General features: G+C 65.8%; 15 protein-coding genes and 1 tRNA gene. 10 read left to right on the top strand and 6 right to left on the bottom strand.

The window, feature by feature from the left end:
* Positions 1–84 precede the first annotated feature (84 nt).
* Together GUY23_RS09635 and GUY23_RS09630 are read right to left on the bottom strand one after the other, a co-directional pair.
* A complete protein-coding gene (locus tag GUY23_RS09635) occupies positions 85–2,169 on the bottom strand; it encodes an acyl-CoA dehydrogenase family protein (RefSeq protein WP_166971801.1) in 2,085 nt (694 codons plus the stop codon).
* Positions 2,166–2,816, bottom strand: coding sequence for a TetR/AcrR family transcriptional regulator (locus GUY23_RS09630; protein ID WP_166971799.1), 651 nt, complete (start codon positions 2,814–2,816; stop codon positions 2,166–2,168). Before GUY23_RS09630 ends, GUY23_RS09635 begins: the two co-directional genes overlap by 4 nt.
* A 58-nt stretch (positions 2,817–2,874) precedes the next feature.
* Here GUY23_RS09630 and GUY23_RS09625 point away from each other — a divergent pair, with 58 nt between their 5' ends.
* The 5 genes from GUY23_RS09625 (at position 2,875) to GUY23_RS09605 (ending at position 8,206) form a co-directional block, all read left to right on the top strand.
* The gene (locus GUY23_RS09625; RefSeq protein WP_166971797.1) at positions 2,875–4,164 is read left to right on the top strand and encodes an acetyl-CoA C-acetyltransferase; all 1,290 of its coding nucleotides are present in this window, start codon (positions 2,875–2,877) and stop codon (positions 4,162–4,164) included.
* A complete protein-coding gene (locus tag GUY23_RS09620; RefSeq protein ID WP_166971794.1) occupies positions 4,161–5,513 on the top strand; it encodes a 3-oxoacyl-ACP reductase in 1,353 nt (450 codons plus the stop codon). The genes GUY23_RS09625 and GUY23_RS09620 overlap by 4 nt, the downstream gene beginning before the upstream one ends.
* Positions 5,513–6,370, top strand: coding sequence for a MaoC family dehydratase (locus GUY23_RS09615; RefSeq protein WP_228282186.1), 858 nt, complete (start codon positions 5,513–5,515; stop codon positions 6,368–6,370). The genes GUY23_RS09620 and GUY23_RS09615 overlap by 1 nt, the downstream gene beginning before the upstream one ends.
* A gap of 75 nt (positions 6,371–6,445) precedes the next feature.
* A tRNA-Leu gene (locus GUY23_RS09610) sits at positions 6,446–6,533 on the top strand.
* Between the two features lie 365 nt (positions 6,534–6,898).
* The gene (locus tag GUY23_RS09605; protein WP_166971792.1) at positions 6,899–8,206 is read left to right on the top strand and encodes a M20/M25/M40 family metallo-hydrolase; all 1,308 of its coding nucleotides are present in this window, start codon (positions 6,899–6,901) and stop codon (positions 8,204–8,206) included.
* 64 nt (positions 8,207–8,270) lie between these two features.
* Here GUY23_RS09605 and GUY23_RS09600 read toward each other — a convergent pair whose 3' ends face one another.
* Positions 8,271–8,474 carry a DUF5703 family protein gene (locus GUY23_RS09600; protein ID WP_228282184.1) on the bottom strand — a complete coding sequence of 68 codons (204 nt, stop codon included), beginning with the start codon at positions 8,472–8,474 and terminating at the stop codon, positions 8,271–8,273.
* Positions 8,475–8,511: 37 nt separating this feature from the next.
* Between GUY23_RS09600 and GUY23_RS09595 the strand changes: the two genes are divergently transcribed.
* On the top strand, positions 8,512–9,207 hold the full coding sequence (locus tag GUY23_RS09595; RefSeq protein WP_166971790.1) for a histidine phosphatase family protein: 696 nt from the start codon (positions 8,512–8,514) through the stop codon (positions 9,205–9,207).
* 4 nt (positions 9,208–9,211) lie between these two features.
* On the opposite strand, the gene GUY23_RS09590 is transcribed toward GUY23_RS09595, so the two are convergent.
* A complete protein-coding gene (locus tag GUY23_RS09590) occupies positions 9,212–10,048 on the bottom strand; it encodes an undecaprenyl-diphosphate phosphatase (protein ID WP_166971788.1) in 837 nt (278 codons plus the stop codon).
* Positions 10,049–10,116: 68 nt separating this feature from the next.
* On the opposite strand from GUY23_RS09590, the gene GUY23_RS09585 reads away from it, so the two are divergent.
* Complete coding sequence (locus GUY23_RS09585) at positions 10,117–11,016, top strand: aldo/keto reductase (protein WP_166971786.1); 900 nt, start codon at positions 10,117–10,119, stop codon at positions 11,014–11,016.
* 57 nt (positions 11,017–11,073) lie between these two features.
* On the opposite strand, the gene GUY23_RS09580 is transcribed toward GUY23_RS09585, so the two are convergent.
* Complete coding sequence (locus GUY23_RS09580) at positions 11,074–11,334, bottom strand: hypothetical protein (protein ID WP_166971784.1); 261 nt, start codon at positions 11,332–11,334, stop codon at positions 11,074–11,076.
* Between the two features lie 57 nt (positions 11,335–11,391).
* On the opposite strand from GUY23_RS09580, the gene GUY23_RS09575 reads away from it, so the two are divergent.
* From GUY23_RS09575 to mshC, 3 genes are all read left to right on the top strand, one after another.
* Complete coding sequence (locus GUY23_RS09575; RefSeq protein WP_166971782.1) at positions 11,392–11,955, top strand: DUF3090 domain-containing protein; 564 nt, start codon at positions 11,392–11,394, stop codon at positions 11,953–11,955.
* 6 nt (positions 11,956–11,961) lie between these two features.
* Positions 11,962–12,774, top strand: coding sequence for an SCO1664 family protein (locus tag GUY23_RS09570; RefSeq protein ID WP_166971780.1), 813 nt, complete (start codon positions 11,962–11,964; stop codon positions 12,772–12,774).
* A gap of 75 nt (positions 12,775–12,849) precedes the next feature.
* On the top strand, positions 12,850–14,109 hold the full coding sequence (gene mshC / locus GUY23_RS09565; RefSeq protein ID WP_166971778.1) for a cysteine--1-D-myo-inosityl 2-amino-2-deoxy-alpha-D-glucopyranoside ligase: 1,260 nt from the start codon (positions 12,850–12,852) through the stop codon (positions 14,107–14,109).
* Positions 14,110–14,130: 21 nt separating this feature from the next.
* Here the strand turns inward: mshC and GUY23_RS09560 are convergent, their stop codons facing one another.
* The gene (locus tag GUY23_RS09560; RefSeq protein WP_166971776.1) at positions 14,131–14,961 is read right to left on the bottom strand and encodes a proteasome assembly chaperone family protein; all 831 of its coding nucleotides are present in this window, start codon (positions 14,959–14,961) and stop codon (positions 14,131–14,133) included.
* Positions 14,962–14,976 lie beyond the last annotated feature (15 nt).

Below are 14,976 nucleotides of genomic sequence, written 5' to 3'. Positions count from 1 at the left end.
GCAGACCGTTCGCTGCGGGGATTCTTCGTATCCACGCCTCGGCGCTCGGATGGACGAGCGCCGACGCGGCCGGGGGAGGAGTGACTACACGCCGGCCTTGCTGCCGGACCTGCTGCCGGCCTTGGCCGCTGCTTTCGCTGCTGCCTTGGCGGCAGCCTTCTCGGCCTTGCGCAGGTGCTTCTCATCGACGGGGAAGTCTTCCTGAGCGCGGGCTCGGCGGAAGTAGTCCGCGGCCTCGGCCTGCCGCTTGCCTTCCACACCCGTGGCGATGGTGGCCCGACGGTGCTCGTCGCCGTAGCCGAAGGACTCCACGAGATCGAGGGCGTTCGCGGCCAGCTTCGCGCACAGACGGTTGAGCGTGTCGTTGATCTGACGGGCACGGAACATCGGCAGACGCCCGTACATGAGATGCCAGCCCAGATGACGCTCGATGAGCGTGAGACCGTAGGTGTCACGCAGGCGGCGGAACACCTTGGCCTGATCGGCGTCGGTCTGCTCCTTCATCTTCTCGTCGAGAGCCTTCCACTTCTCCAGCTCGACATAGGCGCGAGCCATCTCGATGAGTTCGTGCTGAGTGGAGTTGAACAGCTCACCGGCATCGGCCTGAGACATCTTCATCGCCGGACGCAGGTTCTGCGCCACTGAGGCGACCATGGACTCGACCCGGTTCTCCAGCAGAGTCCGCTGCAGACGACCGGAACGGATCCGCTTCTCGCTGAGGTTGCCGCTGAAGACATCGGAGATCGCCGTGCCGGCATTGGCCAGGCCGGTGCGGTAGAGGCTGTGCTCGGCCGCGCGGGTGCCGATGAAACGGGCGACGCCGCCGATGTCGAGGTTGGAGAATTCCTTCGCATAGTCGCCGAGCAGGCGCTTGGCCGCCAGCTGGAGGAGGACCGTGTTGTCGCCTTCGAAGGTGGCGTAGACGTCCATATCGGCACGCAGTCCGACCAGTCGGTTCTCGGCCATGAAGCCGGCGCCACCGCAGGCCTCGCGGCATTCCTGGATGACGTCGAGCGCCATCCAGGTCGTATCTGCCTTGAACGCCGCTGCACGGGTCTCGAGCACGGCCCGGTTCTCCTCGGAGTCATCGGCACCGGAGAAGACCTCTTCGAACGAGGCGAGCAGCTTGTCATGAGCGAAGTTCGAGGCATAGACGGCGGCGAGAGCGGGCATCAGCCGACGCTGGTGCTGCTGGTAGCTGAGCAGAGTGGTCTCTTCGATCGCATCGACGGAGTTGAACTGCTTGCGCTCGAGTCCGTAGCGCACGGCGATGTCGAGAGCGATCTTCGATGCCACGATCGCGGCGCCGTCGAGGGAGACACGCCCCTGGACCAGGGTGCCGAGCATGGTGAAGAAGCGGCGTCCCGGTGAGTCGATGGGGGAGGAGTAGGTGCCGTCGGCACTGACATCGCCATACCGGTTGAGCAGATTGGTCCGTGGGATGCGCACGTCGGTGAAGGCGAGGCGTCCGTTGTCGACGCCCTTGAGGCCGCCCTTGAAGCCGTCGTCCTCGATCGAGATCCCCGGCAACGGGTCCCCGGCCTCATCACGGACGGGAACGAAGAAGGCATGCACCCCGTGGTTGACCCCGGCGGTGATGAGCTGGGCGAACACGACAGCCGCACGAGCATCCCGGGCCGCATTGCCGATGTATTCCTTGGTCGCGGCACGGAAGGGAGTGGTGATGACGAACTCTTCCGCATCGACATCATAGGTCGCCGTCGTCGCCACCGAGGCGACATCCGATCCGTGTCCGATCTCCGTCATCGCGAACGAGCCCAGCAGTCTGCCGGTCTGCGCATCGATCAGCCATTTCTTGTGCTGTTCGGCATCGCCGAGGTGGAGGATCGCTCCGCCGAAGAGGCCGAACTGCACTCCGGCCTTGATCTGCAGGCTGGGAGCGGCGGTGACCGTCTCCTCGAAGCCCGCGACGTTGGTGGCGTGCTGGTTCTTCCCGCCCAGCTCGGGCGGCAGGCTGACGAGCGGCAGACCGGAGTCGGCCATGAGTTCGACACCGACGAGGGTCTTCGCACGAGTGGTCTCGAGGTCATCGGCGGGATCCTCGTGGGTCCGGGAATCCAGGGCCAGTTCGCGGCCCCGACGTCGGCCCTCGGCCCAGCGGCCGTCGAGCACATCGTTGATGGCCTGAGGTTTGAGAGACAGCTTCATTGTTCTACTCCTAGATTGGCGGGCAATGATGCCCACAGCCAGTTGCTGATGTCAGTGGCGAACTCCTCGGCACGGCTGGGGTTCGAGAGCCAGGCCTCGGTCGCGGCGCGGACGAAGCCGATGGCTCCGGCCGACCACAGGCGGTCCCGATCGTCGGCGAGGTCCAGGCGGTCGGCCAGGAGCTCAGCGATCGAGTTGAAGAAACCGCCGGTCTGTTGGGGTGCGAATCGGTTCACAGCGGTGTCGCAGAACCGGTAGACGTGCGGCGACGTGGCAGCCAGGGTGACGAATGCGCGGACCATCGATGTCAGTGATTCCCGTGCTCTGGCCGTTCCGCCGTCGACGCCTGCCGCCTGCCGCCCTGTGCCTGCAGTCCGCATCTTCGCCGCGGCCGAGGTGGCCTCGTCGAGTGAGCGGACGATGACACCCATGGCCCATTCACCCATGGCCGCCTGCAGTCCCGCACGGTCGGTGAAGTATCGGTAGAGCACGGACTTCGAGGTTCCCGACAGCTCCGAGATCTGGTCCATCGACAGGTCGTCCCCATGTTCGGCGACGACATGGCGGACCGTGCGCAGCAGTTCGCGACGACGCTCATCCCGGTGCTTCTGCCACCGAGTCGAGCGTCCGTCTGTGAGCGATTTCATAAGACCGACAGTATCAGGTACTGTCGGTAACAGTTAAATCCAACTCTCGGAGGTGCACATGTCCGCTCCCAGTCAACGAGCCGTCATCCTCGGCGGCAACCGCATTCCCTTTGCGCGCTCGAACAAGCAGTACTCGAAGGCGACGAATCTCGATATGCTCACCTCGGCCATCGACGGGCTCACCGCTCGCTTCGGGCTGGCCGGGGAGCGTATCGGCGAAGTCTCCGGAGGTGCGGTCCTCAAGCACTCGAAGGACTTCAACCTCACCCGCGAAGCCGTGCTCGGCTCCGCGCTGGCCCCGACGACTCCGGCCTTCGATCTCGGCCAGGCCTGTGCCACCGGACTCGAAGCCGTCGTGAGCCTGAACAACAAGATCAACGCCGGGCAGATCGAATCCGGCATCGCCTCGGGGGTCGACTCGACCTCCGATGCTCCCATCGTCATCGACGATTCGATGCGAGAGATCCTCCTCGAGCTCAACCGAGCGAAGACGATGGTCCAGCGGGCGAAGATCGCCGCGCAGATCCGTCCCGCTTACCTCGCCCCGCAGGCCCCGAGCACGGGTGAACCGCGCACCGGCCTGAGCATGGGCGAGCATCAGGCGATCACCACCGCCGAATGGGGCATCACCCGCCAGGCACAGGACGAACTCGCCGTGGCCTCGCACCGGAACCTCGCCGCAGCCTGGGACTCCGGGTTCTTCGACGATCTCACCACGTCCTACCTCGGCGTCAGCCGGGACACCAACCTGCGGGGCGACTCGAGCGTGGAGTCCCTGGCCAAGCTCTCACCGGTGTTCGGCAAGCGGCTGGCCGCCGAGGCGACCATGACCGCGGGCAACTCGACACCGCTGACCGATGGTGCCTCCTCGGTGCTGCTCGGCAGCGAGGACTGGGCGGCCGAACACGGGTTCACCCCGCTGGCCCGCCTCGTCGACGCCGAAGCCGCCGCCGTGGACTTCGTCGATGGCGCCGAGGGCCTGCTCATGGCTCCCGCCTACGCTGTGCCGCGTCTGCTCGCCCGCAACGGCCTGACCTTCGATGACTTCGATGTCTTCGAAATCCATGAGGCCTTCGCCTCGACCGTGCTCTCGCACCTGGCGGCGTGGGAGTCCGAGGAGTTCTGCCGCGAGAAGGCCGGCCTCGACTCGGCCCTGGGCAGCATCGACCGCGACAAGCTCAACCCGCTGGGCTCGAGCCTCGCCGCCGGTCACCCCTTCGCGGCCACCGGCGGTCGCATCATCGCCACCACCGCCAAATACCTCAAGACAACCGGCAAGAAGAGGTCACTGGTCTCGATCTGCGCAGCAGGCGGCCAGGGACTCACCGCGATCGTGGAGGCAGCATGAAAGACACCTATCTCTCCCTCGTCAACGGACCGCTGAAGCAGGTGGCGAAGACCCTCGGTCTGCCGCAGCCGGTCGAACTCAACCGCTTCGGCTCCACTCCGGCCAGCTACACGAACAAGCCGGTCCTCGTCCTCGGCAGCGGCCCCGGCGCTCAGAACCTCGCCGACCTGCTGCTGGAGAACGGGCTCGAGGTGCGCCGCAACGCCCAATCCGGTGAGAAGCTGCGGGCGATCATCGCCGTCCTCGACGACGCGAAGTCCCCGGCCGACCTCTCACCGATCGTCCTCGAAGCCGGTGCGGCGCTGCGCTCACTGGCCCCCTGCGGTCGCGTCATCACCATCTCCACCGCACCGGATGCGAAGAACCAGACGCCCGAACTCGCCGCCGCCGCGCAGGGCATCACGGGCTTCACCCGTTCGGTCGCCCACGAGATGCGCGCCGGCGCCACCGCCAACGGCATCCTGCTCGACGGCGTCGACCTCACCGCCCCCTCGGTGGCAGCTGCCCTGTGGTTCCTGCTCTCCGGCAAGTCGGCATATGTGTCCGGCCAGTTCCTCACCGTGTCCTCCGGCGCGGGGGAGCGGCTCGGATTCGACGCCTTCATGTCCACCGGTGAGAACGGACCCCTGGCCGGCCGACGGGCCGTGGTCACGGGTGCCGCCCGCGGAATCGGTGCGGCGATCGCCCGCAACCTCGCCCGCGACGGCGCCTACGTCATCGGCGTCGACATGCCCCAGGCGGGTCAGGCTCTGGCCCAGGTGACGAACGAGATCGGCGGCAAGTCCGTTCAGCTCGACATCACCGCCGCCGATGCCGCAGAGAAGATCGCCGAGGCGGTCGGGGGACCCGTTGACATCCTCGTCCACAATGCCGGCATCACACGCGATAAGATGCTCGCGAACATGGACGCCGGCCGGTGGGACTCGGTCATCGCGGTCAACATCGCCGCACAGACGATGATCAACGCCCACCTGGCGGAGAAAGGCCTCTTCGCCGAGGGCGCTCAGGTCGTGTCGCTGGCCTCGACCTCGGGCATCGCCGGCAACCGCGGACAGACGAACTACGCGACCTCGAAGGCCGGCGTCATCGGACTCACGGCCGCCTCGGCGGAGGAATTCGCCAGACGTCAGGGATCGATCAACGCCGTCGCACCCGGATTCATCGAAACCGACATGACCGCGAAGATGCCGACGCTGACCCGCCAGGTCGCGCGCCGACTCTCCAGCCTGCAGCAGGGCGGTCAGCCCGTCGACGTGGCCGAGGCCATCGGGTTCCTCGCCTCGAGCGGAGCCCGCGGCATCAACGGTGAGACCCTGCGTGTGTGCGGGCAGAACATGGTGGGTGCCTGATGGCCGAGTCGATGCTCCCGGTCTACGGCCGCGCCCTGCTCAAAACCCTGCCCATCGGTCCGCGGACGAGCCCCGAGCTGCCGGAGCGATCCATCGATCGCAGCGTTCCGCTCGAACCGGTCGCCTATGCGGGATTCGCCCATGTGGTCCGGCAGGCTCTCGGTGACACCGTCCATCCCGGATACCTGCACATCCTCGCGTTCCCATTGAGCATGCAGCTCCTCGCCGATCCCGAGGTGCCGCTGCCGATGCTGGGCATGGTCCACATCCACAACCGGGTCGACATACTGGCTCGGGTGCACCTCGGCGACGTGGTGGACTACCATCTCGAACTCGCCGGTCCCTTCGAGCACACGAAGGGCACGACGATCGAGGTCCGCGTCGACGCGAAGGTCGATGGCCGCCCGGTGATGAGCGAGGTCTCCACGTACCTTGCCAAGGGCCGGAAGCTGCCCGGCGCCGAGTCGAAGGCGCAGGTCCCGCATGCGGAGTTCGATGCTCCGCAGCCGACTGCCCTGTGGCGCCTCGACCCGATCATCGGTCAGCGGTATGCGCAGGTCTCAGGCGACTACAATCCGATCCACCTCAACGGCCTCGCGGCCAAAGGGTTCGGCTTCCCCCGACAGATCGCCCACGGCATGTACACCGCTTCCCGGGCACTGTCAGCGATGGATCCGCGCGTGGACGCCTACCGTTGGGATGTGTCGTTCGCGAAGCCGATTCTGCTGCCGGGCACGGTCGGATACGCCCTGACCGAGGGGCAGCGCCATGAGGCATCACGGTCGGCGGTCTTCGACCTCAAGTCGGGGAAGCCGCACGTGCTCTCGCAGGTCGCATACCTGGAGAAACAGCACTGAAAGTGCAGTGCGTCACAATTGCCGATTTCGATTTTGCGCGACGGGAACTCGCATGTAGAGTTATCTCTGTTGCCAGCGCGGGTGGCGGAATTGGTAGACGCGCTAGCTTGAGGTGCTAGTGCCCAACTTATCGGGCGTGGGGGTTCAAGTCCCCCTCCGCGCACAACGAGGATGGCCTCCGGATTACGTTCCGGGGGCCATCTTCCATATCCGCTCACAGTGCAGACTCGGCGGGTGGCGGGCCGATCGGCATACTCTTCTCTCGAATACTCACGTTCTTCGGTGAGTGATTCGGAGAAAGGTGTACATTCTCGGCAGCAGGCAGCACGGGTGAGTGATCAAGAGGGACGCTCTGCGCTGAGCAGCCTCGTTCCGAAATGGGGCTGTCCACCGCTGAGTGTGCCGTTTGCACGCGGCACCGGGTTCTTCCTGCAGGGACTGACGTTGCTCCTGTGAACGCGGCCCCGCGGAGGCTGTGCGGGTGGGATACGGTGGAAGCACACATCCGCACCACCGAAGGGAACCACCGTGGTTGATTTCAGCGCCGCCGAAGCCGAGGTCACCGACCTCTGCCAGCAGCTCATCCGCATCGACACGCAGAACTGGGGCGGCAACAAGGCCAACCCCGAGCTGCCGGCCGCCGAACTCATCGCCTCCTGGTTCGCCGAGGTGGACCTGCCTTCCGAGATCGTCGAATCCTCGCCGGGCCGAGCCAATATCGTCGCCCGGGTCAAGGGCAGCGATCCGAGCGCCCCGGCCCTCGTCGTGCACGGCCACACCGACGTCGTCCCCGCCGCGGCCGAGGACTGGAGCGTCGACCCCTTCGAAGGCGTCATCAAGGACGGCCTGCTCTGGGGTCGCGGCGCGGTGGACATGAAGGACATGGACGCGATGATCATCGCGTCGGTGCGGGCGATGCAGCGTCAGGGCCTGCAGCCTCGGCGTGACCTCATCATCGCCTTCTTCGCCGACGAGGAGGCCGGAGGCAACTACGGTGCCCGGCATATGGTCCGCAATCGCCCCGCACTCTTCTCCGGCGCCACCGAAGCGATCTCCGAGGTCGGCGGATACTCCGTCGACATCCGCGGCCAGCGGGTCTACCTCATCCAGACCGCGGAGAAGGGCCTGGCCTGGCTCAACCTCATCGCCCACGGCACCGCCGGTCACGGTTCGCAGCGCAACGACGACAACCCGGTCACCCGCTTGGCCTCAGCGATCTCGCGCATCGGCAGCCATCCGTGGCCGCAGGACATCCCGTCGGCGACCCGCCAGCTGCTCGAAGGCGTCTCCGAGCTGACCGGCATCGAGTTCCGCGCCGAAACGGTCCCGCAGCTGCTGGCCGAGCTCGGCTCCGTTGAGAAGTTCGTGGCCCCGACCCTGCAGAACACCTCGAATCCGTCGTTCCTCGGCGCCGGCTACAAGCACAACGTCATCCCCGGCACGGCGACCGGCTACGTCGACTGCCGCACCCTGCCGGGCCAGCACGAGGACGTCATGCTCACGATCAAGGAGCTCGCGGGGGAGGGAGTCGACATCAGCCCGGAGGACGAGGGCGAAGCCCTCGAGGCCCCCTACGACACTCCTCTGGTCGAGCAAATGAAGGCGAGCCTGCTCGCCGACGATCCTTCTGCGAAGGTGCTTCCGTATACGCTCTCCGGCGGAACGGACAACAAGTCCATGGCCGAGCTCGGCATCACCGGCTACGGCTTCGCACCCCTGCAGCTGACCGGCGATCTCGACTTCCCCGCAATGTTCCACGGCGTGGACGAGCGGGTGCCGATCTCCGCGCTCAAGTTCGGGACGAGGGTCCTCGGGGACTTCCTGCTGAAGGCGTGATCGTCACCGCGATCCCGACGATGGTGACGACGCCGGCGAAGAAGGCGACCTCACCGGGCGCGGGTCAGGCGCTCTGCGTCAGCGGCATGATCTTGCGGCGCAACCACACCGTACGCACTCCTCCGACGGAGATGCGGGTGCGGGCGAGCTCCCATCTGCCGTATTCCGCTTCGTCGTTGAGCTCCTGCAGGCTGACCGAACGCGGGACATCCCGGGAGAACGAGACCTTCCGGAACTCGTAGGTCATCCGTGGTCGCTGACGTTTCATAGGCCCACCCTAGACGATCTGGGCTAGTCTTGATGGCATGCCCGTCATCGTTCTTCTGCGGCACGGCATCTCCAGTGCCAACACGGCAGGAATCCTGGCCGGACGCGCCCCCGGCGTGTCGCTGACCGACGAGGGAGTCAGCGCGCTCGAAGCGAATCTCGCGCTGCTTCCGCACCGCCGATTCTCCCGACTCCTGCATTCGCCGCTCACCCGCTGCGTCGAGACAGCCGCGATCGCCCAGAAGACCGTCCACAGCGATGTCGTAGACGTCGACGATTCATTCGTCGAGCTCGACTACGGCGACTGGACGGGACGCGGACTCAAGGAGCTGGGACGAGAGCCGCTGTGGGAGACGGTGCTCACAACTCCCTCCGCAGCGCGGTTCCCGGGAGGGGAATCCATCGCCGAGGCTGCCGTGCGATCCGTCTCCCGCATCGCTGAGCTCGTCGCCGAGCTCAAGGCGGAAGAGGATCGCGAGCGCGCAGAGGCGGGGGAGTCGGAAGCGAACGTGCCGCCTCGGTGGGCGATGGTCGTCTCCCACGGCGACATCATCAAAGCGATCATCGCCGACGCCCTGGGTATGCCGCTCGATGACTTCCAACGACTGAGTGTGGCACCCGGATCGTTCACGATCATCGACTTCTCGGGCGACTGGCCGGTTCTCGCTGCCACTTCGGTCACCGCGGCCGGTCTCGCCCAATCGAACACTGTCGGCGGAGGCGGAATGCGCTGACGACTCAGACGGCGGCGAGGACTCCTGTGCCGAGCAGAATGTAGAGCACGATGCCCAGCGCCACGCGGTACCAGACGAAGATCGCGAACGACTTCGTCTGCACATACTTGAGGAACCAGTGGATGACGACGAGTCCGAGTCCGAAGGAGATGACGGTCGCGAGGATCGTCGGACCCCACCCGAGGACCATGTCCTCAGAGCGGCCGAGAGTCTCATAGACACCGTAGAGGCCCGATCCGACGACCGCCGGAATGGCAAGCAGGAAGGAATAGCGGGCCGCTGACGGACGGTCGAATCCCATGAACCGACCGGCCATGATCGTGCCGCCGGATCGTGACACGCCGGGGATGACCGCCAGCGCCTGAGCGAAGCCGTAGAGGATGCCCTGTCCCCAGGTCATGTCGTCAAGCGTCCGTTCGCGCTTGCCCGCCCAGTCGGCGAGGCCGATGACGAGGCCGAAGACGATGAGCATCGTTGCGGTGATCCACAGGCTGCGCAGAGCGCCTTCGATGTAGTCCTGGAACAGCAGTCCGATGATGACGATGGGAATCGACCCGACGATGATCAGCCAGCCCAGACGCACCTCGGGGTCTCTGCGATCGTGCTTGCCGACGAGGGCCCTGCACCATTTCGAGATGATCGAGACGATATCCCGCCAGAAGTAGACGATGACGGCCGCCTCGGTGCCGATCTGGATGATCGCCGTGAAGAAGGCACCGGGATCCTTTCCGGGCAGCATGAGCTCGCCGACGATGCGCACATGCGCCGAGGATGAGATCGGGAGGAACTCGGTGAGTGCCTGCACGATTCCGAGCACGGCAGCGACCAACCAGTCGTACATACGACTCCTTGTGAAAGTGGGTGGGAACGCAACCACGGTAGTCGGCAGATCGGGTAACCTCAAGAAGCATGAAGCACCAACGCATCGGCCAGACCGGACTCGACGTCAGCGATGTGGGTCTCGGCACCTTCGAATGGGGCCACCGGGTCGACGCCCAAGCCGCCCAGCACCTCGTCGATGAGTACAACGATGCAGGTGGGAACCTCATCGAACTGCCCAGTGCGCACCATTTCGCAGCTGAGGTGATCGCCCAGCTGAGACTTCCCGAAGAGATGCTGATGATGGCCCGTGCGGGCGTGTCCATGCGTGAGACGGACCACATCGAGGTCGGCCTCGGACGGGCACGGATCCTGTCCCAGGTCGACTCTCTGCTGCGCAGCATCGGTCGAGACCACCTCGATGTGCTCATCCTCGACGTCTTCGATGCGAACGTGGACAGGGCGGAGACCGCCTCGGCGATCGACACGCTGCTCACGCTCGGAAAGATCCGCTACGTCGGAGTCTCCCACCACACCGGCTGGCAGCTCGCGGAGATGCGCGGAGCCGGGATCCCGATCTCGTGCGCTGTGGCCGAGTACTCGCTGCTCAACCGGGAGGCCGAGGACGATCTCGTGCCCGCCGCCGACTACGCAGGGGTGGGGCTCATCGCCGGTGCCGGCCTGGGCCGCGGCGTGCTCACGGACAAATACCGGAATGCGACCCCGCAGGACTCACGGCTGGCAGGGGAACTCGCCGACTATGTCACGGAGTACCTCGACGATGGATCGAACCGGGTGCTCGCAGGGGTGCGTCGGGCCGCCTCGGCGCTCGGTGTGTCGACGACGGACATCGCGTTGGCCTTCAACCGCCATCGCGGCGTGGCCTGCACCCTGGTGTCACCACGCACCGCATCCCAGCTCGCCGAGATCACCGGCAGCGACGTCGACCTGGCCGACGAGATCGCCGAGGTGCTCGAGCAGATCTCCTGATTCCCGGGCGGATTGTCTGGCTGATCCCCGGACGGATCTGCTCACAAGGAATCGAGCTCAGTCGTCCTCGTCATCATCGAGTGGGAACTCGTCGTCATCGTCCTTCGCGTCCTCCACGTCGTCGAACAGTTCGAAGGGCGTCACCTCGTCGAATGCGGTGTAGATCGCATCTTCGTAGATCTCGAAGGCGTCGGCCAATGCCATATACGCCGCTTCGACTCTGGGGTCTTGGTCTCCGGTGCGGTGTGCGGATGCAGCGTAGTGCTCTCTCACTGCTTCGAGGAATGCGTCCAGGGCCTCACGAGGATCAGTGCTCATGACTCAAATGTATCCCAGGCCGGAGTCACATGTAAGGGTTTGGACTAGGCTGAAGACATGGCAGCTCTGTACGACCACCCCACACCGGATCGTTTCGTCGTCGGCACGATCGGACTCCCGGGGGAACGGACCTTCCTCCTCCAGGCGAAGTCGGGAACCTCACTGACGACCGTGGTCGTGGAGAAGGAACAGGTGGAGATCCTCGCCGACCGAGTCACCGAACTGCTCGACATGGTGATGATCAAGGACCCCGCCGCTCGTGTGCCGCAGACGGCCCTCGATGACCGCATCGACAATGCCGGGCTGAATGTGCCGATCGAACCGGAGTTCCGCGTGGGCACGATGAGCCTGGGCTGGGACACGGTCAAACACGAACTCGTCATCGAATGCTTCGAACTCACCGAGGCCGATGCTCGGGCGGGCACCTCCGCGGACCCGGATGACGACGAGGTCGAACGCGAGGTGCTGCGCGTGGTCCTCGACGCGGCGGCCGCGCGCGAGTTCTCTCGCCGCGGCGAACAGGTCGTCAGCGCAGGACGCGGCGACTGCCCGTTCTGCTCGCTCCCGCTCGAACCGGACGGACACCTCTGCCCGCGAGCCAACGGGATCCCACGCGCCTGAACCGTGATGGACCACAGCCTTCTCCTCGACGCACTCACAGCCGGTGACTGGACCGAGATGGGGTCGATCCCACGGGCCAGCAACGACACTCGGCTGCTCGTCGTCGAACACTCCGGCCGCGCCTTCAGGGCCGTGTACAAACCCATCTCCGGTGAACGTCCGCTGCACGACTTCCCGCCCCACAGTCTAGCCCTGAGAGAGGTCGCGGCCTACCGTCTCAGCTCGCAGCTGGACCTCGGCGTGGTTCCGCCGACCGTGCTGCGCGATGACCTGCCCGACGGCCGCGGTTCGCTGCAGGCGTATGTCGAAGCCTCCGACGATGAGGAGGCCGTGACCCTGAGCGCGGTGAGCGCCATCCCTGCCGATCACACCCCGATCTTCGCCCTGCGCACCGAGGACGGCCGTGACCTCGTGCTCTCACACAGCGTGGCCGAGGGGCTGCGGGCCGTCGCCTTCTTCGATCTGCTGGCCAACAACGCCGACCGGAAGGCCGGACATGTCATCACCGGCAGCTGCCTGCCGAGCATCGCTCCGACTGACATCGGCGTCTTCGGCATCGACAACGGCCTGACCTTCCATGCCGAGGAGAAGCTGCGCACCGTGCTCTGGGGCTTCTCCCGAGCCTCCTTCCACGCCGAAGAGATCGACGCCCTCGAAGCAGTCGCGGCAATGGACGAGCCGCTGCGCACCGCGCTGGCCGACTGCCTGTCCGAGGCAGAACTGGCGGCCTTGTCCGAGCGCGCCGCGACCCTTCTCACAGCGGAGTTCTTCCCCGAAGCTCCCGACGACCGCACCGTCATCCCCTGGCCGCCGATCTGAGCGCCGGGATCGGGTCACGAGATTCACGTCGGACCCGAAGTGCCGAACGTCGGTGACTCGGTTAGGCTGGGTGCCGTGAAGTCATGGCCCGAACCTCAACTGCCCCGTCTGACCAGCACCGGCAAGGTGCCGACCGTATTCGATACGAGCACCCGCAGCCCGCGCCGTCTGCGCGGGAAGGATCAGACGGCCCGCCTCTACGTCTGCGGCATCACTCCCTATGATGCGACGCATCTCGGCCATGCCGCCACCTATGTGGCATTCGACCTGCTCAACCGCGTCTGGCGTGATGCCGGTCTCGATGTCATCTACGTGCAGAACACGACCGATGTCGATGACCCTCTCCTCGAACGCGCCGATGCCACCGGAGTCGACTGGCGCGAACTCGCCTCCTCGCAGATCCAGCTCTTCCGCGACGATATGGAAGCCCTGCGGGTGATCCCGCCGCGCGACTACATCGGCGTCGTCGAATCCGTCGACGAGATCGCCGCGGCCGTGCGTGACCTCGTGGACAAGGGCGCGGCCTACACACTCGAGAACGGTGATGTCTACTACCGCGTCTCGACCCCGATCACCCCGCCCTTCGGCACCGTCAGCCACGACGATGCGAAGACCATGGCAGAGCTGTCGGCAGAACGCGGCGGTGACCCCGACACCCCGGGCAAGGACAACCCCATCGATCCGCTGCTGTGGAGGGCCGAACGCGAAGGCGAACCGTCCTGGGACGGTGGAACGCTGGGACGCGGCCGTCCCGGCTGGCACGTCGAATGCACCGTCATCGTCGACGAATACGTGGGTCTTCCCCTCGACGTGCAGGGCGGAGGAAACGACCTCATCTTCCCGCACCACGAGATGAGCGCAGCCCATGCCGCTGCCTGGCGGAACAAGCCGATGGCCCGAACCTACATGCACACCGGCATGGTCGGTCTCGACGGCGAGAAGATGAGCAAGTCCAAGGGCAACCTCGTGCTCGTCTCCGAGCTGCGTGAACGCGGAGTCGACCCCATGGTCATCCGAACCGTGATCCTGGCCAATCACTATCGCACCGACTGGAGCTTCTCCGAAGAACAGCTCGAGGTCGCCGAGGCCCGCCTGCAGGCATGGCGGCACGCTGCGAAATGCGAATCCGAATGCCGTGAGGGTCTGCGTGGGCACATCATCGGTCTGCTCCGAGAGGCGCTGACCGATGATCTCGACAGCCCCCGGGCCCTGGGCATCCTCGACGAGTGGGCCGACCACTACGCCGATTCCGAAGGCGCCGAATCCGATGCCGTCAGCGGCGATCGGGTCGCCGACGCCGTGGACGCGCTGCTCGGCATCCGTCTGCTCGACTGAAGGCTCCGGCGGAGTCCCGCCCTACTTCTCTCGACCGCGTTTGCGCAGATAGCGCTCGAACTCGGCCGCGATTGCATCCCCGCTGGCCTCGGGCAGGTCAGCGGAGTCATTGAGCTCTTCGAGACCCTTGACGAGCTCAGCCAGATTCGGGTTGAGGGAGACGAGCTCATCGGCGCCGAGTTCCCACGCCCGGCTCTCCTCCTCGAGCACATGGATGTCGACCTCCACACCGGTGTACCGCTCGACGGCCTTGGCCAGAGCCAGCTCGGCCTTCGGAGACGGGGAGTCCGCCAGATAGTCCGGCACCCCGACCCACAGGTTGATCGCCCGCACGCCTCGCCACTGACAGGCCACACCGAGGAGTCCGAGGATCCCGATCGGCCCTTCATAGCCGTTGGCATCGACGTCGAGGTCCGCGGCCAGACCGGGATCCTCGGTGTTGGCCACGACCGGCAGTGGCCGGGTGTGCGGAACCTCCGCATGCAGGCCGCCGAGGAGGACGACGGAATCCTCATCACCGACCTCAGCGAGGACGAGGGACAGGAACTCCCGCCACTTCAATCCCGGTTCGTGACCGTGGATGACAGTGACCGGCAGTTCGCCGAGGTGGCCGCGATGCACGGCGACACCGGGCCACGCGATCGTCGCCGTCCCGTCCTCGTCGCGGATGATCTCGGGTTCGGAGAAGCGGAACTCGTAGAAGCCGTCGGTGTCGAGGATCGCGGAGTCGCTGAGGTCCCAGACCTCGATGAGATCCTTGGCCAGCGAACTCGCCGCTTCCGAAGCGTCGGCATCCTGACCTTCGAAGGCGATGAAGACGAGTGCCCCGGACCCGGATGGAAGAAAGCTCATGGTCCAAGACTACGC

The sequence above is a fragment of the Brevibacterium atlanticum genome (assembly GCF_011617245.1).
GTDB classification, from domain to species: domain Bacteria; phylum Actinomycetota; class Actinomycetes; order Actinomycetales; family Brevibacteriaceae; genus Brevibacterium; species Brevibacterium atlanticum.
This window is presented reverse-complemented; position numbering and strand designations above follow the sequence as displayed.